20 protein-coding genes and 6 pseudogenes are annotated in these 23,778 nt (G+C 35.7%); 19 read left to right on the forward strand and 7 right to left on the reverse strand.

Annotated elements, in window-relative coordinates:
- Positions 1-625: 625 nt before the first annotated feature.
- The 8 genes from ACQKKK_RS10915 (at position 626) to ACQKKK_RS10950 (ending at position 9,756) form a co-directional block, all read left to right on the forward strand.
- Entirely contained in the window at positions 626-1,828 is a 1,203-nt protein-coding gene (locus ACQKKK_RS10915; RefSeq protein ID WP_427616184.1) for a macrolide family glycosyltransferase, read from the forward strand.
- Positions 1,829-2,618: 790 nt separating this feature from the next.
- Positions 2,619-4,025 (forward strand): catalase, encoded by a 1,407-nt coding sequence (locus tag ACQKKK_RS10920; RefSeq protein ID WP_427616185.1) that lies wholly within the window; start codon positions 2,619-2,621, stop codon positions 4,023-4,025.
- Positions 4,026-4,558: 533 nt separating this feature from the next.
- Positions 4,559-5,668 carry a lactonase family protein gene (locus ACQKKK_RS10925; protein WP_427616186.1) on the forward strand — a complete coding sequence of 370 codons (1,110 nt, stop codon included), beginning with the start codon at positions 4,559-4,561 and terminating at the stop codon, positions 5,666-5,668.
- 237 nt (positions 5,669-5,905) lie between these two features.
- Positions 5,906-6,088, forward strand: a complete 183-nt coding sequence (locus tag ACQKKK_RS10930) for a hypothetical protein (RefSeq protein ID WP_427616187.1) — start codon at positions 5,906-5,908, stop codon at positions 6,086-6,088.
- A 121-nt stretch (positions 6,089-6,209) separates the two neighbouring features.
- Positions 6,210-6,560 carry a hypothetical protein gene (locus ACQKKK_RS10935; protein WP_427616188.1) on the forward strand — a complete coding sequence of 117 codons (351 nt, stop codon included), beginning with the start codon at positions 6,210-6,212 and terminating at the stop codon, positions 6,558-6,560.
- 217 nt (positions 6,561-6,777) lie between these two features.
- Positions 6,778-7,170, forward strand: coding sequence for a methyltransferase domain-containing protein (locus ACQKKK_RS10940; RefSeq protein ID WP_427616227.1), 393 nt, complete (start codon positions 6,778-6,780; stop codon positions 7,168-7,170).
- 649 nt (positions 7,171-7,819) lie between these two features.
- Positions 7,820-8,473 (forward strand): ArsR/SmtB family transcription factor, encoded by a 654-nt coding sequence (locus ACQKKK_RS10945; protein ID WP_427616189.1) that lies wholly within the window; start codon positions 7,820-7,822, stop codon positions 8,471-8,473.
- Positions 8,474-8,484: 11 nt separating this feature from the next.
- Positions 8,485-9,756: an MFS transporter gene (locus tag ACQKKK_RS10950; RefSeq protein WP_427616190.1), complete on the forward strand. Its 1,272-nt coding sequence runs from the start codon at positions 8,485-8,487 to the stop codon at positions 9,754-9,756.
- Between the two features lie 525 nt (positions 9,757-10,281).
- Here ACQKKK_RS10950 and ACQKKK_RS10955 read toward each other — a convergent pair.
- The 3 genes from ACQKKK_RS10955 to ACQKKK_RS10965 form a co-directional block, all read right to left on the reverse strand.
- Positions 10,282-10,488 (reverse strand): CPBP family intramembrane glutamic endopeptidase, encoded by a 207-nt coding sequence (locus ACQKKK_RS10955; protein ID WP_427616191.1) that lies wholly within the window; start codon positions 10,486-10,488, stop codon positions 10,282-10,284.
- Positions 10,488-10,961 carry a hypothetical protein gene (locus tag ACQKKK_RS10960; RefSeq protein WP_427616192.1) on the reverse strand — a complete coding sequence of 158 codons (474 nt, stop codon included), beginning with the start codon at positions 10,959-10,961 and terminating at the stop codon, positions 10,488-10,490. Before ACQKKK_RS10960 ends, ACQKKK_RS10955 begins: the two co-directional genes overlap by 1 nt.
- 119 nt (positions 10,962-11,080) lie before the next feature.
- Positions 11,081-11,380 (reverse strand): hypothetical protein, encoded by a 300-nt coding sequence (locus ACQKKK_RS10965; RefSeq protein WP_427616193.1) that lies wholly within the window; start codon positions 11,378-11,380, stop codon positions 11,081-11,083.
- A 194-nt stretch (positions 11,381-11,574) separates the two neighbouring features.
- Between ACQKKK_RS10965 and ACQKKK_RS10970 the strand changes: the two are divergent.
- The 3 genes and pseudogenes from ACQKKK_RS10970 to ACQKKK_RS10980 form a co-directional block, all read left to right on the forward strand.
- Positions 11,575-11,786: pseudogene (locus tag ACQKKK_RS10970) on the forward strand (helix-turn-helix domain-containing protein); the annotation flags it as partial.
- Between the two features lie 148 nt (positions 11,787-11,934).
- Complete coding sequence (locus tag ACQKKK_RS10975) at positions 11,935-12,465, forward strand: RNA polymerase sigma factor (protein WP_427616194.1); 531 nt, start codon at positions 11,935-11,937, stop codon at positions 12,463-12,465.
- Positions 12,455-13,483 (forward strand): DUF4179 domain-containing protein, encoded by a 1,029-nt coding sequence (locus tag ACQKKK_RS10980; protein WP_427616195.1) that lies wholly within the window; start codon positions 12,455-12,457, stop codon positions 13,481-13,483. The genes ACQKKK_RS10975 and ACQKKK_RS10980 overlap by 11 nt, the downstream gene beginning before the upstream one ends.
- A 259-nt stretch (positions 13,484-13,742) precedes the next feature.
- Here ACQKKK_RS10980 and ACQKKK_RS10985 read toward each other — a convergent pair.
- A pseudogene (locus ACQKKK_RS10985) lies at positions 13,743-13,823 on the reverse strand (hypothetical protein); the annotation flags it as partial.
- Positions 13,824-15,046: 1,223 nt separating this feature from the next.
- Positions 15,047-15,733 carry an amidase family protein gene (locus tag ACQKKK_RS10990; protein ID WP_427616196.1) on the reverse strand — a complete coding sequence of 229 codons (687 nt, stop codon included), beginning with the start codon at positions 15,731-15,733 and terminating at the stop codon, positions 15,047-15,049.
- Between the two features lie 48 nt (positions 15,734-15,781).
- On the opposite strand from ACQKKK_RS10990, the gene ACQKKK_RS10995 reads away from it, so the two are divergent.
- The 6 genes and pseudogenes from ACQKKK_RS10995 to ACQKKK_RS11020 all read left to right on the forward strand — a co-directional run bounded on the left by ACQKKK_RS10995 (position 15,782) and on the right by ACQKKK_RS11020 (position 20,374).
- Positions 15,782-16,126: a hypothetical protein gene (locus tag ACQKKK_RS10995; protein WP_427616197.1), complete on the forward strand. Its 345-nt coding sequence runs from the start codon at positions 15,782-15,784 to the stop codon at positions 16,124-16,126.
- 721 nt (positions 16,127-16,847) lie between these two features.
- Positions 16,848-17,300 carry a VOC family protein gene (locus ACQKKK_RS11000; protein WP_026965279.1) on the forward strand — a complete coding sequence of 151 codons (453 nt, stop codon included), beginning with the start codon at positions 16,848-16,850 and terminating at the stop codon, positions 17,298-17,300.
- A gap of 474 nt (positions 17,301-17,774) precedes the next feature.
- A pseudogene (locus tag ACQKKK_RS11005) lies at positions 17,775-18,454 on the forward strand (DUF3885 domain-containing protein).
- 191 nt (positions 18,455-18,645) lie between these two features.
- Positions 18,646-19,095: a DUF1569 domain-containing protein gene (locus ACQKKK_RS11010; protein WP_427616198.1), complete on the forward strand. Its 450-nt coding sequence runs from the start codon at positions 18,646-18,648 to the stop codon at positions 19,093-19,095.
- A gap of 233 nt (positions 19,096-19,328) precedes the next feature.
- Positions 19,329-19,487: pseudogene (locus ACQKKK_RS11015) on the forward strand (IS110 family transposase); the annotation flags it as partial.
- 248 nt (positions 19,488-19,735) lie between these two features.
- Positions 19,736-20,374 (forward strand): hypothetical protein, encoded by a 639-nt coding sequence (locus ACQKKK_RS11020; protein ID WP_427616199.1) that lies wholly within the window; start codon positions 19,736-19,738, stop codon positions 20,372-20,374.
- A gap of 464 nt (positions 20,375-20,838) precedes the next feature.
- Here the strand turns inward: ACQKKK_RS11020 and ACQKKK_RS11025 are convergent.
- Positions 20,839-21,511: pseudogene (locus tag ACQKKK_RS11025) on the reverse strand (IS3 family transposase); the annotation flags it as partial.
- Positions 21,512-21,516: 5 nt separating this feature from the next.
- Here ACQKKK_RS11025 and ACQKKK_RS11030 point away from each other — a divergent pair.
- Positions 21,517-21,633, forward strand: a pseudogene (locus ACQKKK_RS11030) (helix-turn-helix domain-containing protein); the annotation flags it as partial.
- A 120-nt stretch (positions 21,634-21,753) separates the two neighbouring features.
- Here ACQKKK_RS11030 and ACQKKK_RS11035 read toward each other — a convergent pair.
- A complete protein-coding gene (locus ACQKKK_RS11035) occupies positions 21,754-22,554 on the reverse strand; it encodes a polysaccharide deacetylase family protein (RefSeq protein ID WP_427616200.1) in 801 nt (266 codons plus the stop codon).
- Between the two features lie 229 nt (positions 22,555-22,783).
- On the opposite strand from ACQKKK_RS11035, the gene ACQKKK_RS11040 reads away from it, so the two are divergent.
- Positions 22,784-23,329, forward strand: coding sequence for an N-acetyltransferase family protein (locus ACQKKK_RS11040; protein WP_427616201.1), 546 nt, complete (start codon positions 22,784-22,786; stop codon positions 23,327-23,329).
- The last annotated feature ends 449 nt before the right edge of the window (positions 23,330-23,778 follow it).

A 23,778-nucleotide genomic window follows, 5' to 3' on the forward strand; every position in this document is an offset into this window, starting at 1 on the left:
TAAGTTTCTGGAGAAACAAAGGATTAAACAAAGATCGAACATTAGAAACGTACAGAATAAGCCTTTTTTAATTTTAAGTTCAAGTCCATCAAAGGTATCAGGAGCGTCCAATCAATAACGCCTTCATTGCAAGAAAGGTAAAGGATTTTTGTTTTAGTTTGATAGCAAGTAATTTGGTCCACAAATACTCGTTGAAGGGTTTGGACTATCATTAACACAAGCTTCAAGATATGGGAAGCTAGAGGATTATCTTTTAGAAGAACAAATAAGAGGAAAATGGAACTTAACTGTTTTTAATTAAGAGGTGATCTAGTTAATGGGGAAATCAGTAATTATTGAAGAGTATATCCCTAAGTAGGCCGTTTATATGCAGTTTAATGATAATGTAGGATTTTTTCTTATTTAGCAATCGGAACAGACTTTTTGAAAAACAATTTAAAGAAAATCGGTAATGGTGAAGAGAGTGTGAGGATTTTCACTAAACTGGGCAATATAGTTGAAAATGATATTTGATTGTACTTGCTAAAAGAACCAAAGAAGTTTTAACATTGTTGAGAAAAGGTATGGGACAGTGACCCTTACTCTTACACAATCAAGTGAACGTTTTAATTAAGGAGTGGTTATAATGGCACGTGTTTTATTTATTAATGCTGGATCAGAAGGACATATAAATCCAACTATTGGAGTTGTGCAAGAGCTTATTTCGCGTGGAGAAGAGGTAGTGTACTTTACGATAGAAGCTTTTCAAGAGCGTATTGAGAAGACAGGAGCTACTGTACGAACATTAGACGGTGAAGAATTTGTAAAAGCCTTTATCTCTGGTGGAAGGAATTATTTACTCGAAAGAATCAACGGTCTTTTGCATACAGCAGATGTCGTGATACCTAGCGTTCTGAAGCAAATCGAAGGAGAACATTTTGATTATATCATACACGATTCCATGTTTGGTTGTGGATATTTACTTGCACAAATACTTAAACTTCCGGCAATTAATTCTTGTACATCTTTTGCACAGTCAAAAGCATCATTCGATAAAATGTTAGAACAACTTTCTGAAAAAATCCCTACAGAAAGAGTTAAACCTATATACGATGAATTTCAAAGCCTGACGGCGATGGTGAAGGAAAAATATGATGTGGTGATCAATTCTCCTTACGAAGTTTTTTGTAATCCTGCACCACTTACAATCATTTATACAACTAGGGAATTTCAACCTTTCGGAGAAGCATTCAACCAAACTTATAAATTTGTTGGTCCATCCATCTCCACAAGATTAACGCAGGCAAACTTCGACCATACCGCAATCAAGGGAAAAAGCCTAATTTACATTTCACTAGGTACTGTCTTTAACAAAGCAATTGATTTTTATAAGCTATGTTTTAAGGCATTCGAGGCCACTGATCATACTGTTTTGATGTCTATCGGGGAAAATACTCAAATATCTGACTTGGGGGAGATTCCTAAAAACTTCATTGTAAAAAATTATGTTCCACAAACTGAAGTGCTTAAATACACGAAATTATTTATCACTCATGGTGGAATGAACAGTACCAATGAGGGTCTCTACTACGGGGTTCCGCTAATTGTAATTCCACAAAGTGCGGATCAGCCGATAATTGCCGAGCAAGTTGCCAATATAGGAGCAGGTATTCAATTACAAATGCAAAGTTTAACGGCAAATCAACTACATGAAGCCGTAAATCATTTGTTAACCCACCCATCCTTCCATAAAGCGGTTTCAAATATTAGTGAATCCTTTCAAAAATCGGATGGTTATCACCAAGCTGTCGATGAGATTTTCAAATTTAAAAGTCAATATGATATCTAAATATAAAGATTTCTCAGCTGCCATTATTGGTGGCTTTTTTTAGTGGTTACGGCAACTATTAAGTAATGGAACAGAAGCTATTATAAAAGCTAGATTGTGAATTTATACACTTAAAAGTAATGGAAGCTTTAGTTTCACAATAAATGGATTGTTTCGGCAGTTTTTTTCATTATGGTTATTTTTCATTGGAGAATAATGTATTCATTTTTTACAGGTAATTATGATATGGTTACTTCTATTTATCTTAACTCCAAAAAGTAGCTGAGTCTTTGGAGAACATAGTATTGGATTAATGGAAATTATGAAGAAGATAATCGTATTTTTGATTTTGAATTCCAAGCTGAGGCGGACAGATGCTTTACTTCCAGATTATCTCAGATTATAAGAACGAATCTATATAAAGGACTAACTACCCTCCCTCCCGAATTAATATATAAGAAATTCTATTAGAAACATTCTCTTCTCCTTACCAAGGTAGAAGTTTCAATGCTGGTTAGTAATAAATTAGATTTTCCCCTCCATATTAAAACATGTAATTTCCCTTCGTCATTTTCATTTTCCATAATTCCACCTATTCCAACAGGTCCACGGCATATGAGTTTTCTTTACCTTGCGGTATGTTCAAACACTGATTTAATTTGAATTTTTTGTATTGTCCTGAAAAAAGTTGATAACTTTAAAAAACTATATTTCTAATAAATGTTGAAAATAAAAGTAGAAGATACATATTCGAGGCTTAAGAATCATATTAGTAACGATTGATGGAATATGAATTTTGGAGGCCGTGATAATGAATGAAAAAGATTCTAAACAGAGGCAAGCTTTATCAGAAGAAGACTATAATGAAAGAAAAAAGTTATATAGAGACATCTCTAAATGGGCTAATGATGAGTCAGCTAAACTTCATTCACAGACAGTCGGCTCTAGAGGACCTGTACTGGAACAAGATATTGTACTCCACGAGTCCTTACAAGAGTTTATTCATGAAAAAATATTAGAAAGACCGGTTCATGTGAAAGGATTTGGTGCATTTGGTTATTTTCAAACGATATATTCGATGTCCGAATACACAAAACTGAACTTTTTACAAAATCCTGATCATAAGGTACCTGTTATGGTTCGCTTTTCATTAGCTGTCGGTACGAAAGGAACACCTGATACTTCCAGAAATGTACGTGGTTTCGCTACAAAATTTTATACAGAAGAAGGTGTTTTTGACCTTTTATGTAATCATATCCCCGTCCTTTCTGTTCGTGATGCGATACGTTTCCCAGAATCCATTAAAGCATTCTTACCTTCACCCAAAAATAACTTAATTGACCCTGATAGATTTTGGAGCTTTGTAGCAAGAGCACCTGAATCTATTCATTTTGTGGTACGTCTCTACTCTGACGCAGGTACAGTAAAAAGTCTTCGTCACATTCCAGGACATAGTGTGAATACATATGTTTGGAGAAATGCTCAAGGTATTAGAAAGTATGTTAAATACCATTGGTATCCATTTGAAGGTGTACAATACATTGGTCGCGAAGAAGCAAATAGACTAGCCGCTGAAAACCCTGATTATGCTGGTAAAGATCTATTCGATGCTATTGCGGGTGGTAAATCGGTGGAATATGGCTTATACGTTCAGCTCGTGGATCCTGCAGATGAAGCCCATCTTTCTTATGATCCTTTAGACGATACAAAAGTATGGGATGAGAAAGAATATCCTCTTATACCAGTAGGGAAAATGGTATTAAGTAAAAATCCTGATAATTATATGGAACAAGTAGAAAAAGTCGCCTTCTCCCCTTCAAATTTACTTGACGGTGCAGAATTATCTGATGATAAAATACTGCAGTGCCGAGCCAATATTTATAATGATTCTCAAAGAAGAAGAATTGGGCCTGAATTTCGTAAAGTACCAGTCAATCAACAGCAAAACTGGACACCGGCTAACCAAATTACAAGTGGTGATGGAAGATATGTTGAAGGGAAACTAGAAAGAACTTCTATAACAAAGCATAATGATTTTGTGCAGGCTGGTGAATTCTATATGAAGTTAACTCCTATAGAAAAAGAACATCTTGTAGAAAATTTAGCTAGCGACTTGATAGTCATATCCGATGATATTAGAAAGAAAGTTATGGAGTATTTAAATAAGGTATCATCTGACTTGGCAAAAAGAATTGAGATACAACTTAAAAAACAATAAAGATATAAAAATCAAAATTTACTAATACTAATGAACTCCCATGAAAATTAAAAAAGCTCAAAATCCAGATAAAATCACAACATAGACCCAGTAAAAACGCTTTTTAAAAAAGGCTGAGCCTTATGAGTGATCTGAGTTTGGTAAATCGTTAAACAAAAACCTCCAATCATAGCAAATTAAGTAGAGGCTAGCGCGACGACCAAAAAAGGATTAATTTCCCATGAGTGCTACCCATAAAGGGCGCGACAATCGGTGGTACACCGTGGTTGTCGGAGTCAGACTAACGAATGGGCTCAAAGGCACCATAATTCAACGACCTTCTTCGCCAGCCATTAAAGCATTATCAACATAGAGTCCAATTTTCATTCTCTGTGGTGAAGCGCTGATTTTTGCGCTTCATGGATGGCTAACGGGGCAGGTTAGTGGGATAAGTGGATGATAGTCCACCTCTCTTTGTAAACCAATTTACTTCCATTTGGGGAATTTAAATGGCAAAAGAACCATATAAATTATGGTAGGAGGAGAGTCATAAAATGCAGATAATGAACAATTATTTTCGTGCTCGTGCGAGTATGGTGTACATGATGACCAATAATGAAGTAATGAATCAAATCATTGCCTTTTACATGGACATGAATGGTATGCTCACCTTTGCGGGTTCCTCTCCAACTAATGGCAGAGGTACTGGTACAAAGGAAGTTTCCACTGCAACAGCAAACGATGGCGTCGACCCCTTAGCATCACAAGGCGCCCTAACTTTGTCCCGTAATGGACGTTTCCTACTTGCAGTTAACGCAGGCAGCCATAGTGTCAGTAGTTTCATCATAACCGATAGTGGAGCCCCTGTTCTTGTGGATGTAAAGCCATCAGGAGGTGCTCAGCCCAATAGCGTAGATGTGTTTGGTAATCTTCTCTATGTCTCCAATGTCGGTCATGCCGAAAACAATTTTGTATCAAATATCACTGGTTTTCACATAGATAATAACGGACGCCTTACTGCTATTCCAGGATCCACCCATTCTCTTAGTACTTTCAATGCTCAGCCGGCGCAGGTTCTCTTTACTCCAGATGGCAGTAAAATCGTTGTCTCCGAGCTTACATCAAACCATCTCAGTGTATTCCATGTAAATAAAAATGGTACGGTTACAGGACCGATTGTTAATGATTCTTACGGCCAAGGACCATTGGGCGCCTATTTTCTATCCTCTGGAATCGTCTTAGTTACAGAAGCAGTTTCAAATGCGTTGTCATCTTATTCATTGAGCAACGATGGTATCCTTCATGTGATCAGCGGCTCTGTACAAAACGGATATCAGACTGCTTGTTGGGTTGTAACAACGAGGGATGAACGTTTTGCATACACTACCAACACCTTAAGCGGCACCATCTCCACCTATCGAATCGATCACAATGGAGCATTATCGGTGGTAGGGCATATTACCAGTACACCGCCAGGTACAGCACCAGGTCTTCCGATGGATGTTGGAGTCAGTAAAGATGGACGACATTTTTACACACTTAACGGAAATCAGGGTACAGTGTCAGTATTTAATATCCAAGATGATGGTAGTCTAGTAAGATTACAGGTTGCTGCCTGGACTAACTTTCCTTACTTTGGTTCGCAAGGTTTAGCTGTTCTTTGATTCTATTAGGTTCACCATACTGGGAGGAAAAGAAAAATACAGGAGTTTCTAAAAACAAGGCTGCCTACATGTTGGTGGCTTTTGTTATGAGACGACATGAAGAAATGTACTTAAACTAACGGGTGCGTTAGTTAAGATCCGGAGCTGCTATTTGTTGGTTTTTTTTGCTTAATGAACTATAGTGGCAGGATAGTTGAAGAAGAAATCGAAAGTCAACTATAGATGGGTAGGGAAAATATGATTGATAAAATCAGAAGGTTATTTAAAAAGGAAGAACTGAATGGGCTTGATCTTGATGATGAAAAGTATGTTTTTGTTCCAGTAAACGAACAGTTAAAAAGAAAGATAATTGAATTAGAGGGGTTAGGAGAAAAATTGGGTACGATAAAAATGGCACCTATGATGGGGATCTTCACATAGCGTATTTGGACCCTGACAATTGTAAAAATAATGAAGGTAAACATTGGTTAGATTGGACAGAAGACGATGACGATTTTGGATTTGCGTACTTAAAGTGAGATAAAAAGAATGAGGTGAACATATGCGATTTTTAACAAAACGAACTTATTTTTGGCTAATTTTAAGTGGTATTGTTATTTATATCGTGAATGTATTTACCACTGATCCAGATGTGACCACTGGGGGAGGAAATATTGGCTTTCTATTTGTGGCAGTTGCCATTGTTTTTTTCTTCTTTTTCTTGAAAAACCTATTGAGGGATTTACGACACCTAAAGTTGAAACTCGGTACCTGGAGAATAATTAGCGTTTGTTCACTGATATTAACTCTACTCTTTTCTTACTTAAAATATCAATTTGTATTGGATTCTATTAAAGAACTAGGCGGTACCACACAAAATGAGGATTCGAGAATTTACCATTTTACATGGTAAAACACATATACCAATGATTTTTACATCAATATATATACAATACTCATTTTAGTTTCTGCAGTACTTTTCATTTATTCTATTTTCAAGAAAAAATCTCAACTTTCTGTCAAGAATTCATAGTACTCTCCAGCCAAGCGAACGGAGCTTTCAATTAACAAACACACATTTAGGGTGTGGTGAGGCTAAACTTGGTGTTGAACTTCTGCAAAAAGGATGTATCTCTTATGACGGTGTAGAAGGTTCAATAAATATGGTTGGAGAAGCTACTAAAAACCTAAATGGGACAGAGGGTAACGTGCATCTTACTTCAATGGAAACGTGGAATTTTCAAACAGAAAATTATGATTTAGTTGTTTCACGTTTAGCTCAACATTATTTAGCAGAATTAAAGGATATATTTCAAGAAGTTCATGGTTCTCTTGCAAATAACGGGAATTTTATATTTAGTGTTCAGCATCCTGTATTAACTTCAGCACTAAAAAGTGCAGTAGCTTCTTCTTCAAAAGCAGATTGGATCGTGCATGATCATTTTAATAGTGGCGAACGAATAGAACCCTGGAAAGGGTTGTTAAATATCATCGAACTTTTGAAGAATATTATCAACTTTTAAAGCTAGCTGGATTCAAGATTGAAGATATTAAAGAAGGCACTCCAAGATTTGAGGAATTTAGCAATGAAAGTGAATATAAACGTCGAATGAGAATTCCACTATTCTTGACTTTTTCTTGTAAAAAATAAGAGGTTCTTTCAACTGGTGCATTTCTTCAATAAGGGAGGTTGCTGCGGCAGCCTTTTTCTAATGGAACTATCGGGGCAGTTTAGTTTAACAAGCTTAGAGTATTCGTACTTTGTGATAATGCGATATCTTTCTAAAGATCATCTATTTAAAGTCTGTTTTGTCTTTAAAAGATGCTCTTTACAGTTACATTATCATTACTAATCATTAATACCTCTTTAGCTAATTCATTAGCTTCCTCTTTACTTAATAACTGTTTCGACAAGTCATAAAAGGCAGTAAATATTCCGTAAAAATAATATCGGCTGGAGATAACTCTGCAGACTTTTTCGCATGAAAACAAATTGTTTCATATGCTCCTTTATATGGTTTAGTGCCAGACTAAGTACAAAAGGATGTAAGTGGAATTTTTAACAAGCGGGTGGAAGTTAAATTTTATAAGGAATTATTTGACATTGTTTATAACTTTGTATAATATTCAAATATTCAATAAAACACTTGAATAGATGGATGGTGATTTTACATGTTTGATGATCGAAATTTAAAAGATTTATTGTATCAAGAGTTCGCAAGAATAGGTAAAAGTCTTTCTAGTCCAAAACGGTTGGAAATTCTTGATATTTTATCTCATGGTCCAAAGTCGGTGGAGGCATTATCTAAAGCTACTAATATGTCTGTGGCGAATGTATCTCAACATTTAAAAATCCTTGCTAATTCTAGATTGGTAAAGTTTCAGAAGAAAGGGAACTACGTCATTTACGAACTAGCAGATGCAGCCATTTCGGATTTTTTAACTTCCTTGCATACATTATCAGAAAAACAGTTTGTACAGGTTCAACAAATTAAGCAAGAGTTCTTAAATGTCAATCTTGGCACGGATGGGGTTTCACTTTCAGAACTTAAAGAACGGATGGATAAAGGTGAAGTTATTTTGTTGGATGTAAGACCTATGGAGGAGTTTGAAGAAGCTCATATTCCTGGTGCAGTTTCTATGCCAATTGAAGAGTTAAGCGAGAAACTTTCAACTTTACCAACCAATTGTGATGTGATTGCTTATTGTCGTGGTTGTTACTGTTTAATGTCAGTGGAAGCTGTTGCACTTTTAAGATCCAAAGGTTTTAATGCATTTCGTCTAGAGGAAGGTGTATATGATTGGAAATTACAGAATGATAAATGAGGTATTAACAAATGTCTAATAAAGCATATCAATTGAACCAGAGTTATATTGATTCTCAAGAAAAACAAAAAATGTTATACAAACGTACATTAATTATTATAAGTATTTCACAAATTTTTGGTGGTGCTGGGTTAGCGGCTGGAATTACGGTGGGGGCACTCCTTGCACAACAAATGCTTGGCACTGATGCATTTGCTGGACTTCCTTCGGGTTTATTTACTTTAGGGTCTGCAGGGGCTGCTTTAATCGTAGGGAGACTTTCTCAACGTTACGGTCGTCGTACAGGTTTAACAGCTGGTTTTATGATAGGTGGACTTGGAGCAATAGGAGTCATAACTGCAGCTATAATAAATAGCGTTTTCCTTTTATTTGCTTCCCTACTTATTTATGGTGCAGGAACAGCGACAAATTTACAAGCTCGTTACGCTGGTACGGACTTAGCAAACAATAAACAACGAGCTACTGCTATTAGTATTACTATGGTGTTTACAACATTTGGTGCAGTTGCAGGCCCGAATTTAGTGAATGTAATGGGGGATTTTGCTCTTTCCATTGGCATTCCATCACTTGCTGGTCCTTTCATTCTATCAGCAGCAGCATTTATCTTAGCAGGTCTTGTACTTTTCGTTATGCTTCGCCCAGACCCATTAGTTATAGCAAGAACCATAGAAGCGTCCAACCAAGAAAGTAATCGAATAGAACATTCGACTGATACTGAACAAATAGAAAACAAAAGAGGTATTATTGTTGGTGCGACAATTATGGTTCTTACTCAAATTGTAATGGTGGCTATTATGACAATGACACCAGTTCATATGAGACATCATGGACATAACTTGGGTGAAATAGGTCTTGTTATTGGATTTCATATAGGTGCAATGTATCTCCCTTCACTGGTTACAGGTGTTCTTGTTGATAAGTTTGGTCGTACTGCTATGGCTATTGCCTCTGGAGCTACGTTGCTTCTAGCCGGTTTAATATCAGCGATTGCACCAGGTGATTCTATGATTCTCCTAGTAATTGCTCTTAGTTTACTTGGATTAGGGTGGAATTTTGGTTTAATAAGTGGGACTGCTCTTATTGTTGATTCAACTGAAACTTCAACCCGGGCTAAAACTCAAGGTACAGTGGATGTTTTAATTGCATTATCAGGAGCTTCTGGTGGAGCCTTATCTGGAATGATTGTGGCTGGTTCAAGTTATACAACATTATCATTTATTGGAGGGTTATTATCTTTATTATTGATTCCAGTGGTTATCTGGTCTCGGGGAAGTAAAAAATAAAATAACCAATTTCTCTACGAAATCAGTTTTTTTTGAACTAATAGGTCCTAAGTTTTTAAGATCTGAGCTGTTTTCTTAATGAACTAACGGGCGCGTTAGCTTAAGATCAGAGCTGTTAAGACAGCTCTTTCATTATGCAACTGTGCAGAGATAATAAAGTTGTTTAATTCTAACTCCAGAAATGCAGTAACCACCTAAAAGTTAATCAAATAGATGGTTTTAGGGTTGTTTAAAAATAAGTTGGATTTGTTGGAGTCTTTGTCTTAAATGAATAATAAAGTTGTTTAATTGGCAGTATTTAATAAAACGAGGAACGGTGAAAACCGTTCCTCTAGTTTGTTGTATTCAATTGAAGAGGAAAAATCAATAACATAGCTTATGTTTTAATTCGAATATTTTTCATGTAAACATAAAGTTCAATACCTAGCAAAAAGAGCGTTGCAATTAAGAGTCCAACCATAAAAATTTCATATACAAGTGCAAAATACGCTATACAAATAATCAGAAAGAAAATAATATGTTATTTTAATCCTTTTGGAAAACCCTTTCCGTTTGCGGATATTTCAATTCATTCTCATCGCCTAATTTCCCCACATAATCAATCAAAGCATGAAGAAGTATTAGAGGTATAATGGAGTTCAATGCGATTGCAAGCATCCCGAACACAAAGCCAAAAATGGTTGTCCGAATGACACCAGATAAACTCTGATATGTATGCGCAAGACCAAACATTATTGAAGTACACAATAGAACGAACCAAACGACCATTCTGGAAATAGTGTGTTAAATGCAAATATAAGGAATCCTCGGTAAATAATTTCTTCTGTGACCCCTGCTGTCCATGCCACTTGATTCCAAATGACTTTGTCTTTCTTTGTAACAGGTAGTAACTCAGTAAACGCTATTTGCTTCATTTGTTTTTGCTTCATTAATATCATCTGATTTTTAACATTATCACCTATAAAATATCCAATCGCGTAATATAAAAGCAATATACTATATAATAGAGATACTCCTATGACAATATATGTAACAACTGGTCCTAATGCTTTTGTGTTAATACTCGGCATTATTACACGTAGTTCTTCTAATGTAAGTTCAGAATTTGCCACTACTATTAAAATAATAAGTGTTGGTAACCACAAACCTAGCATTAAAATCTGATAATAGCGTATCCTGCTTGCTGGATCAGTCAGAACACGCATTTTAAATCTTTGATAAAACCAATGGGAAATGAGGAATAGAATAAGGTTCTGACTTTTAGGGAATATGGCTGATGTATTTAGATATAGACCTCGTTAGAATATTTTAATTTTATATTCACTTATAGCTTAGTAAAAAATTTAGTAAGTGTGAAGCTAAGTGAAGAACTACTTTCTCCTGATTTTCCTCTTTGTACTGTAATATATGCATCGCCTCTACGATCACCCTCAACATTAAATCTATGCCAGACATCTGTTCTCTTAGAACCACTACCGAAGTCATAATTATAGTAATAGTGATATGAACTAGAACGAATATAATTACCATGATCAATATATCCTTCATATTTATTAGATGACGTATACCAATGTGTCCCTAATGGAGAGGGGATTGCTGCCCAAGCTGTAGCATTACGTTTCACTTTCCAAGCATCACTCCCGTTTGCCCCCCAAGTTAGTTCGTGCCGAGAACGATTATGTTGTACCAATAAAATAATTAGTAAAAGTGGATGGTGGAATAGTTACTGAATTTGTTTCAGTAACATCATATTCATTTGTATCGGGATCAATTTGGATTTGAAATCAAAAATCAGTAATATACGTGTGGTGTTAACCAGAGAGAGAGCTTATTCGTATGCGCCGTGGAGGAATTGAGTTGGCTAGAAAGAAGGAAAGTTTAAAGGTCGGTTAAAGAAATATCATAAAAATCACGCAGGAATGAATTATGCAGTGGAGCTATATAAAGAAGGGAATATGACTGTGAACCAAATTTGTGAAATTACAAATGTGTCTAGTAGAAAATTAACGGATGAAAAAAATAACCCATGATTTAAAAAGTGAGCTGTTTGACACATTATACATGACCAGTATGTCAGACAGCATATTTTCTTAAAGATTTATATTTCAATGCAACCAATTGATACTCTCCCATATCTAATATATTGAAAAACAAAACAACTAGTAAGGGGGTGCCTGAATGGGATCACTAAAAGCCTTGGTTAAAAAGGCAAAAAAGGGAGATGGAGAAGCCTTTGTTTCACTTGTAAAGCAGTACGAAGATGTATTGTACCGGACAGCAAGCAGATTGTTAAATAATGATGAAGATGTAGCTGACGCCATGCAGGATGCTGTTATCTCGGCTTATGAAAAGTTACATACTCTAAAAAATGAGGAGTACTTTAATACTTGGATTTGTAAGATCCTAATAAATAAATGTAACAGCTTGCTCAATAAGAAGAAAAACATTTCGGTGATTCATGAACATTTAATTCCCGAACAAGGAAAGGATGAATTTATGAAAATCGAATTAGAGGAGGCGCTTAATAGTTTAAATGAAGTCTATAGATTGGCACTTATTTTATACTATATTGTCGGTTTGAATGTGAAAGAAATTAGTGAATTTTTAAAGGAGCCTGAAGGAACCATTAAATCCAGACTTTCTAGGGCAAAGTCGATTTTACGGAATAACTATTATAAAAATGAGGGAGTGATGGTCAATGAAAAATAACTTCGAAAAAGAGTTTAATGAGATGATGAATGAAAAACAGGAAATGCCTGTTAAAGTAAGGCAATCTCTAGACCAAACCTATGATATTATTCGTGCTAAATCAAAGAAGAAAAAGGCTAATTTCGTTTGGAAAAGAGTTGCCGTTGCTGCTTGCGCTCTTATCGTAACTGGTGTTGTTCTTACGAATGAGCATGTAATGGCCGGTATTAACGGATTCTTTAACTTTGAAGATAAAGGTATAGAACAAGCTGTTAATAATGGCTTTACACAAGAAAATAATAGTACAGTTACCGATCAGCACATTAAAATAATTCTAGACAAACATTTTTCAGACGCAAATAAATTAGGAATGAGTTTTCAGTTAGTATTTGAAGAACCTTCAATCCTGAATAATGCAGAAGAAGTTTCGATGGATTATCGATTAAAAAATGGAGATGGCAAATATATCGAAGAATTTATTCCAGATACAAAGCCATTGAAGGGTGACAAGATATATATATCTAGTTATTCATATCAAAACCCAATCTTGGATATAAAAACGGGGAGAATTCAGTATGAGGTATTACTCAATTCTAATGAAGGGGATATACCCACTTTAAAAGATGCTGTAGTAGAAATAGAAAGTGTCAATATCTTCTACGGTACAGAAAAAAACAAGAAAATTGATGGGAACTGGGAACTGTCAGTAGCTAATAAGGAAAAACCAAATGTAACTGGTCAATATGCTATGCAGGATCAAGCATCTGTCATCCAAGTTTCTAACGCCCACGCAAATCCAACATCATTAAATCTAACATTTTCGTTAGATGGGATATATGCTAATGAAAATACTTTTGCAAATCGTATGAAAATCATAGATGAAGATGGTAATGAGTATCGGGCAAAAGGTTTTGATATGAGTACAAAAAATAAAGAAACAATTATTTCAACAAACTTTCCAATAACTTCTTATAACAATTCCCAAAAGCTAAAACTTATTGTAGAGGGAATTGGTGAAGTGGAACTCTTAAAACAATAGAAAGTAAACAAATCCCGAATTATCTTGTTTATTACAAGGATGATTCGGGATTTGTATATGATGGAAACTCTTAGCATTGACGCTACCTCAACTGACACCTTTGAAAACGAAATGTATAGAAAAAGACCATGACTTTTAAAAAATCATGGTCTTTTTCAAGGCTCACCATTTTTTTTGATAAGGGCTTTTCACTGATTGATTTCGTTATCGGACGTTCGTTAGGTACTTTTCTTTCACATAACCTGTTCCCTTACCGTACTTAACTTTTGTACCAAGAGTTGCTCTTATTAATTACAACAACAATTTGGTTTTTCTTCAAAGAGAATTTTCCAGATGTGTTGGCTTGGAACGGACATTCAACTTCATAGCATTGACCTTACCAGTCATATTCTTCGCTGCCGGTTTGTTTAATGTGTAGGAAGTCTCTGAACATGCTCTTTATATTTGAACTTATATCAAAATTGAAAGCGTAAAATAAATCAAACTTTATTTCAAAGCTACATGATCGTATGAATATAAGATTATGTTAGCTTAAGAACGATGCTTGGTTACTAGAGTTGAAAAATTTTAGTTTTATGATGATCAATAAAAACGAAAGCAGTGTAAATGTGAATCCGCTCCAGAAAAGCTATAAAAAAAGTGGCATTTTTCGATTAAAGGATTTTTTTAAGTGAGTTTTAATCAACTATTTCAAACCAACATTTAGGGGATGCAAAAATAGCCACTCCCTATAAAAACTAATAATCTTTGTCAAAATATCAACAATATGAAATGTTTCAAAATGAAAAAACATACCTAACGACACACGGAATATTACCTGTTTTCCAACGTGTCATTAAGTACGCTTTTTGACGGTACCTACAATATGAAAAATACATTAAATTACTGTTGTTAAATGGTTATTGAGATGTTTAAATCAGTAAAAAAAGTTGGTACACAATATTAATGTTGTTTAAAAACGTTAGTCATGTTATTCCATTAAAGGTCCATTTAATGGAATAAAGGGTTGCATAAAACACCACTTGTTATATAGCTATCAGGAGCACCTGAGTGTCCCGTAAATATTCATTTTCTGGACAACACTTAGCATATGTTTTGAACTTTTAGTTGGGGGTTTCCCTTCATAGAAGGCAAACGGGGATATATAGGGCATAAACGAACTAGAAGAATCAGTTTTTTGTTTCCAACATAAAAGACTGTCGAGACATTTTCGACAGTCCGATGGACTATATTTTAGTGGTGAACCTTTATTTGTGAAGGTTACCCTTGGGATTCTACGAACTCTTTTACCATGGGCGGACGGTGGTCTTTCCAAGGTCGAGCCTCTTCGATTTGGCAAGCAAGCTTAAGGAGAGTGGCCTCTTCCCCAAATCGACCAGCAAACTGCATACCGATAGGTAAACCATTATGACTCCAAGCAAGTGGTAGGAGTTAGTAAAACATCAAAGTCTTTAAAAAATTCTCCGATTGTTCTTGACACCATATTCATAATATCCAAAGCTTGCAACAATTCAACAGCTGTCATCGATTTTCCATGCTGATAGCAAGCCCAGCTTTTAGTTTCTAAATTCTCCTCGGATGGATCTTTCCTAGAAACTGGGTCACGTTATCCATCATATTTGCCAGATTACTTGTCCACAGTCGAACTGTTGCCAGCATGTGCTGTTCGTTATTAATGTATGGAGTAGTTTCCACTATTCCATGCCCCAGTTCTTCACAAAGTCTCACAGTATCGTATAAAGCTTTAATACATTCTGGATTAACAGGTACACCGGAAAGTGGTTTGTCTGTCCAAGCAATTCGAAGACGTTGAGGTGGCGTAGAGAGTTCCTTAAGATAAGGAGTGGCCCAAGCATAGCAGTCTAGATCTGGGCCTGATACAGCATCAAGTAGTGCTGCCGTATCTCTCACGGTTCGTGTGAGCGCAAATTCAATACCGAGTCCACAAAGCACCTCTCCCATATCCGGACCAGTTGGTATACGACCTCGTGTAGGTTTTAACCCAATGAGTCCATTGCAAGATGCAGGAATTCGAATCGATCCACCACCGTCGTTGGCATGAGCAAGGGGTACAATTCCTGCCGCAACAGCTGCTCCCAATCCACCACTGGAACCTCCTGAACTCCTTTCATTATTCCAAGGGTTACGTAAAGGACAATAGAGAACAGATTCAGTTGTCGCATTAAATGCAAATTCAGGTGTGGCTGTCGTCCCGATGGTTACAAAACCAGCTTTGCGGAAACGTGCCATATGTTATAGTTTAGAAAAAATGAGAATAAGAGGAGTGAAAGGCTAAAAATGTTACACTCAAAGAAAATGCCATTAGAAATTATTATAAATATTTTATCCCTATCATTTCTTACTCTGGGTGTCTTACAAGTGTTTTATAAATGGAGTGTTTTAGGAAGTGATGACACAAAGAAATTTATTGCGCTACCTCTAATAGCAATTGTAGTTTGGGGTGCGTTTACATTTATCGAAAAGTCTGATGAAAATATTAATTTACCTATTTTTATAAATGAAGATATAGATATAAATATTAAATATAATAGGGTGTTCGTAAATATTGTTAAAAATATTATTGTAATTGGATTGATTGTTGTAAATTGGATGGATTTAAGCTCTTTACTTCACTTTCAATAATAAAATAAACGATGCGTTAGCGACATTAAGGGGTAACCAATTGGCGGCCTTTTGAATGTATTATTATTCAAATTATCATACATTTGTAAGGTGAATTGATAAACACCCTTATAACTAACGGGGCAGGTTAGACATGGGAGGGAAAGCCTCCAGGGGCGGCGTGGAGATGAACATTATATGGTAAAATACGGAGTGGTGGCTGACTCCGTTATTAAACTACGCCTTCACGAAGCCAAAATGATCTGATCTCATTTAAATTACCCGGAAATCCAATTACAAGGGTTATGAAATCTTGCGAATAAGTGAGCATTTGAGAGATATTCTTATCAAACTGAGGGAGTCCAAGAGTGCATATGGAGTTGTTCAACAATTGGGCATTTAATGGAGTACAGGGCAGGAATATTTTGTGGGGAAGTCGAAGTTGTTTTATCGAATAGCAATTACGGTATAGATTTTTTTAAACTATTTGAACATGATGGCATTCACGAAATAAGGTTCACGAATATTCCAATAGCAGAGGGTTTACGAAGTGTTGTTCGTTAACAAGATGTTATATGACATACCCGAAAACCCAATTTCACATTTTCCTATACTGTGACTTTTCTATGTTATCATGTACTGTGACAAGGTGTTTTTTGTTTGGAAGGAATTTGTAATTTTTGAATAGAATAATTATGAAGATGATCAGGTAATAAATTTTTACACATAAGGAGATAAAACTATGGCAAAAAACAAGTTACTAAGAATGGATAATGTCGGCATCGTTGTAGAATCCCTTGATGACGCAATCTCTTTCTTCGAGGAGATTGGCTTGAACCTCGAAGGGCGAGCCACTGTCGAAGGTGAATGGGCTGGTCGCGTAACCGGACTGGGTTCTCAGTGCGTAGAGATTGCTATGATGGTTACCCCAGATGGCCACAGTCGACTTGAACTTTCGCGATTTCTCACCCCACCTACTATATCAGATCACCGGACTGCTCCTGTAAACGCCCTCGGTTATCTACGCGTCATGTTCACCGTTGAAGACATTGACGAAATGGTATCCAGACTCACTAAGTATGGTGCTCAGCTCGTTGGCGAAGTGGTTCAGTACGAGGACTCGTATCGGCTATGCTACATTCGTGGAACCGAAGGACTTCTAATCGGTCTGGCGGAACAACTCGGTAACAAATAAGTAAGTGACGTTTTATAAAAAGCCTTTACTGAAATATACATTACTGAAGTAAAAATTGAAACAGAAAAGCAGTGTGAAAGTAACTCGAAGAAGTCGGGTACGTCATATAACACAGCATTCACGCTGTGGGACTATCCGAGCCCCTTGGTCGCCAGGAGAAGAAGCAGGGAAGCAGATTCAGACTCGCAGGGTTCGTGAATGCGAAAACGTTATATGCCAATCCGTCTCGATTTGAAGAAAATTCTTATTCAATAAAAGGGCGCGATTCTTGAATAAGGTTCGCTTTTCTTATAGAACTAACGTGTGCGTAGCTGAAGATCGGAGCTGTCTTTAAGGCAGTTTTTTCTTATGGCACTAATGGGGCAGGGTAGTTTAAGATGAAATGCTGTATTATTTTCACATTAACTATTTATGTATAAAAGTCCAAACCTTTTTCGGATTGAATTCGATGTAAATGAAAGCGAGAATGAGTAAATGAACATAATGGACTATCTTAATGGAAGGTTTCCAACTGTCGAATTAGTCCCAAGCATTTATTATCAATGGGACATTGGCATTCACTTTTCACTTGGTGGGGAAATCTATCAATTCAAAGAAAATGATGAACTCAATATTGAACGATTTCGTCTAGTATATAAGCAAACCTCCACAATTTTTAATGAATTGTTTGAGCAAAATGACGACTTGTTCCTTGTAACGAATGTATATAAGCACAAAGAAAGGAGAAACGTACAAGAAAACTGAAGGTATACGAACCGTTTCTGAAGTGTAAAAATAATTTGTATCGAATTCAGGTGAAAACTTACCCTTATCCCTTCGAGTTGGACGAAGCAGAAGAATTTGAGATGCAACAATTTTCCTTGCTGTGTAAACGAGATGACATACGTGTAAATGAATTACTTAAGGCAGCGAGTAATGAGGATTTTCCATTGAAACCAAAGTTTGGGGGATACTCCATTGATTATCCTGATGTTTTCTTTGTGAACATCACAAAAGACATTATTTTCTTTGTCTACGATGACCGAGGTTGCGAAGTCATAGCCCGTGAAGCAGACCAGATACGTCCACTTTATGAGAAATACTATGATTGGGTAGAAGAAGTTGATAGAAAAAGGATAGAAAAAGGGTTAGGAGAAAGAGGATTAAAAAACTAAAAATGACCAAAGAAAGTTTCATCTAATTTCTCTTGTTGAACTAACGGGTGCGTTAGCTGAAGATCGGAGTTGTCTTAAGACAGCTTTTTTGTATGAAAACACATTAGTGAAAAGGCCATGTTAAAATAAACCCTCCATATTCTCATTTTTTTTGAAGGGCGTAAAATTATAATTAAAGGGGATATGCACTAATGAAAAATATTTTTAATCATATGCATACAGCAGAAGTTTTAAAGCGTATTGACAAATTGAGTCCAAATTCACAACCACAATGGGGAAAAATGGATGTTGCCCAAATGCTAGCGCATTGTTCATCTTTCCAAGACATTGCAATGGGAAATTCTTTTCCACCAAGGAGTTGGTTAGGAATAATAGTAGGGAGGTTTGCAAAACAAATCATTTACAATGACAAGACATTGCCCCATAATATGTCTACTATTCCAACCATTTTGATTGCAGATGATAGAGAATTTGACACAGAAAAAGAAAAGCTTAAACAAAAAATTATCACATTCCAAAATAACGGACCAGAGAAGTGCACAACTCATCCGCATCCTTTTTTTGGAAAACTCACTTCTGAGCAATGGGGTAAAGGAATATACAAGCACCTTGACCATCATTTAAAACAGTTTGAAGTTTAAACATTGAAAAACAAAATGAAACGATTTGCATCGTTAGTTGAAGAAAGTATCTCTAAGCCTAATTACTATTCTCTTTCATAAGATGAACAATGCTTTGATTTATTCTCAATTAATATTTGAAGCAACCAACAGTTTTTTTTTCTAATCTTTTGTTTTGCCTTAAACGGGCGTGATTGTTGAATAAGCTTCACTTTTCTTCTTCAACTAACAGGTGCTTTAGCTGAAGATCAGAGCTGTCTTTAACCTTAATTGTCGGAGTAGATATCGCCAAGCACAATCATGTAGCGAGAGCACAGGATTTTAGAGGATTGGAACTGGGTAAAACGTGTTTCTTTGAAAATACGAAAGCAGGATTTCATTCGTTTCTAGATTGGATTAACCAACTTGTTAAAGGGTGTAAGTTTGAAAATTTTAACCTCTGATATTACAAAAAAAACTTAATTTTCACCGATCACTATTGTCGTTTATATTGCCTGGTTATCTCTGATAATAAATTTGTTTAATTTTGCTTATGCAACTACGGGTGCGTTAGTTCTATTACTTCTTTTTCGAGCCATAAAACAATAGTGATTCCTATTATTGTGATTTAACATAATAGAATTATATAAAAAGATGAGGGAAAAAATAAGGAGGTTTATGAATGGGATTGTTTGATTTCTTTAAAAAAAAGACTCAAGATGTCGCAGCTACAGTTGAATCAAAATCAATTATTAATGTTGAGGAAGTACTACAAGAAGAGGAAGTAATACAGGAAGAACAACCGAAAAAAGAAGAGCCAATTAAACGGTTAAATTTTTTAATAAAAGGAACGTTCATAGAAGAGCACCAAAAGGCAATTAAAAGGTTAGTTAAAGAATTGAAACAAGCTGAGTATTTCTACTTTGAACCATATGATGGTCTTAAAAACAAAGAAATAAAAGAAGATTATTTTGAAGAAAGAGTATATGAATACGGAGGTCAGCCTCTACCTAAAGGATATTTGGAAAGTGAAGATTCTAATGAATATGATAAAAATGCTATAAAAGTTTTACTTACTAATTTGGACGGAGAAAAGATACATATCGGATATGTTCCGAAGGAATTATGTTTAGAAATTAGAAGTTTAAAAGAAAAATATGAAACTTATGTAGCACCAACTTTAGAAAAGGGTAAATATAAAATGGCTCTTTATGATGAATTCGGAGAAGAAAAGGTAAAAACATACACTGGTGAATATGAAATAAAATTATCTTTAAGTTTTTGGGAAACACTTCCGGAATCATTGAAGAATATTACTTAATTGTTGCTGATTACGAATCGACTAAGATCTTTTGGTTGTGCCATCCTTCATCGACCTTACTTCTTTTATTCAAAATCAGTGTCTTGTTAACGGTAATGGAAATCTTTTTTGATGCAAAATTGTTTATAGAGCATTCTTTTTAAGAGTTAGTCCTTAATGAACTCCCTCAGTTTAATAGATAATGCTCACGAATACTCGCTTGTCCGCAGGAATTCAAACCACATGGTATAGGTTGCTTTAGTTGAACGAAAGAGATAGGATCGTTTTGATAAGATGAGGGCAGATTGAAATAGGGGATCTGTTGAAAATCCTATATTATTACATATGCTGCACGCATTCTCCACGCTGCACCTAGAGGCTTTCCCTCCCATGTCTCAACGGGTCATAATCTTATGCCCTTTCATTCCTTCGTCATGCCTATCCAAGGGGTGGAGGAGGAACGGGAGAAGGGCATCCTTCCTAAATGATTTGTCCCTTAACTGATTCAACGTATTATGAACCAATTCAAGATCGTTTCTAGTTGAAATTTCCCATGCCACAATTTCATTATTATACAAATCTAAAACGGCAGATAGGTAGACAAACGTGTCTCCAATCCTTACATAGGTTATATCTGTTACTAACTTTTGTAATCTGGACTCTGCATAGAACTCACGATTTAAAACATTCTTATATACAACCGATCCTCTTCGACCATAGAAAGGGCGTTTCTTTCGAATAACGGATGTAACCCCAATTCTCTCATCAAACGACGAACACGCTTATGATTGACAACGATTCCCTCTCTGAATAAAGCTCGAGTCATCCGTTTGTATCCGTAGTATGGATGTATCTTATGAATGGCTAATATATATTCTTTTATCCATAGGTTTTTCTGAAGTCTCAGAGAACGTCTAGACTGAGTCTTCCGCGATTTGTAATAACCCGCTCTTGAAACTTCACCAATTTTTAATAGCTGTGTTTTCCTCAAATCATCAATCACTTGAAACCTTTCAGATTTTAGGACCATTCCTTCCCATGTAGATTTGGATTGCGCTTTTTTAAATAGTCCACCTGCGCTTTCAGATAGGCATTTTCTTCTTCTACACTAGAAAAATTCTTACAGTTCCATACACCACGTTGGTCTTCAAAAGGCTCATTAATTAAAGAGAGAAGTTGTTCGATTGAAGCTGGAGGAAGGCTGGTCCTATCGTCAGCTTCGTGAACGATTTGATATTAAAAGTGATGCGCAAATAGCGAATTGGGTTAAGAAAACTCAAATTTGCCCCTTTTTTGCCATAGAAAAATCCCCTCCCAGATAGACTGTTAAGAACATTTTATCATGCTCTCTTTTTACTCTGTCTACCTGTAGGGGATAATACCAATAATCTATCTCTCTTTTATGGCATTTGACTCCTTATGCGAAAATTTTCTCTTTTTGTAGGATAAATTTCAAAAGAGTCTGGAATTATTTGTGTCGACTGGTAGAGCAATTCAGATACAGTTACACATTTATACCCTCTATCGTATAAAAACCCCAAAATGTTATCTAATACAATAACGGTTTGAGAAGTCTGAGTATATTCACTACCATGCCAATCATGAAATAGAATGATATTACCTGGTTTTACTCCTTTTGTTATATTGTTATAAATTTGACTTGCGGGTGGATTTGCCCAATCACGAGAGTCCTGACCCCATGACCATAAAACGACATCTTTTCCGTTTTTTAAAGCAGTATTAATAATTAAATCATTATAAAAACCACCTACTGGGCGGTAAAGAGTCGGTTTTAAACCAACTGACTTCTGTATAATTTTATCTGTTTCTTCTAATTCTGATGATAGTTTTGCTGATGTAATATTTCCGTAAATATGATGATAAGTATGATTGGCAATTTCGTGTCCTTCTTTTACTTCCCGTTTTAATAGTTCTGGAAATCTTATTACTTTATTACCAGCTACAAAAAAGGTGGCTTTAGCATCATATTTAGCTAATATATCAAGTATTTGTGGGGTGAAGAACGGATGAGGTCCATCATCAAAAGTAATGGCAACTAATTTTTCCTTTGTGTTAACTTCCCAAATAACATGTCCAGTTTTTTCATATTCCTCACGACTTTTAGTGGATGCGGACACATTTATTTGAAAGGAGAAGAAAGGAATCAATAAAAGAAAGATAAAAAACAATATTTTTTTCATTGGACACACTCCTCATTTAACGACTTGGTTTATGATGCCCTTTTTAAAATATTTAATGAGAAACATGAAATGACTGGCAGGATTTAGTTGGACATTTAGAAGATTTTGTGCAATAGAAAAATTAAAAATTTTATAGAATATTTGCATTCAAGTTTTTTAGGATAAAATTAGAGGTTGTCGTTCACTTTTATAAAAAGGATACACAAATAAATAATGGAGGGAAAAGGGGATGATAATTAATCAGAAAACATTTAATGTTAACGGGACATGTTACACAGTAAGAGCTGCAATTAAGAAAGATGCAAAGTATTTGTCTGAAATCAGATTACAGATTGATGGTGAAACACAAAACCTTGATAGAGAAAAAGGTGAAGCATTCATAGACGCACCTGGTTTTGAGAAATTAATCAAAACGGATACGGAAAATAAGAGAAATCTTTTTATAGTTGCAGTGGTTAACGACAGGGTTGTCGGCTTTTCAAGATGTGAAGGAAATCTCTTGAAAAGGTTTGCTCATAAAGTAGAATTTGGGATCTGTATCTTAAAAGATTATTGGGGCTTCGGTATTGGAACAAACCTTTTAAAGGAATCCATTGCTTGGGCTGATTCAAACGGAATTAAAAAAATAATTTTAAATGTTTTAGAAACAAATGACACAGCGATCAATCTCTATAAAAAGCTTGGTTTTAAAATCGAAGGCATTTTAGAAAATGACAAAATACTTTCAGACGGTCAATATTATAACACCGTTGTAATGGGAAGGTTTAATGGATAAGGTCTTAAATAACTTCTTTTATACATCTTGATATTGCGTAGTACGTATAAGATGTACAGTATCGATTGTGTTTCTTAATGAACTAACGGGTGCGTTAGCTTAAGATCAGAGCTGTCTTTAAAGCAGCTTTTTCTTGTGTGCCAGGCATGGCAACTATCTAGGTGGTGAAAGTCCACTGTGGGGGTACACATCGACCAACCACTAAGGAAGCGCAAGGTACTTATCGTGAGGTAAGGGCTGGAGGAAGCGTGGAATAAAATCTTGGCTCGACGAACAGGAATCTGATACTAAGGCTCTATAAAGGGATTAAACTCCAAGACAAGTTAAAGTCCAAAAGATGTGCGTAACTTTATAGAGTAAATCAGGCGAGTAAAAGAGGAAAGATAAGTGTCTTACCCTGGGAGGTCTTGCGGATGTACAGAAGTACAGTCGAAAAAGGTTAGTCGCAA

It is taken from the genome of Peribacillus sp. NPDC006672 (assembly GCF_050274955.1).
Lineage (GTDB): Bacteria > Bacillota > Bacilli > Bacillales > DSM-1321 > Peribacillus.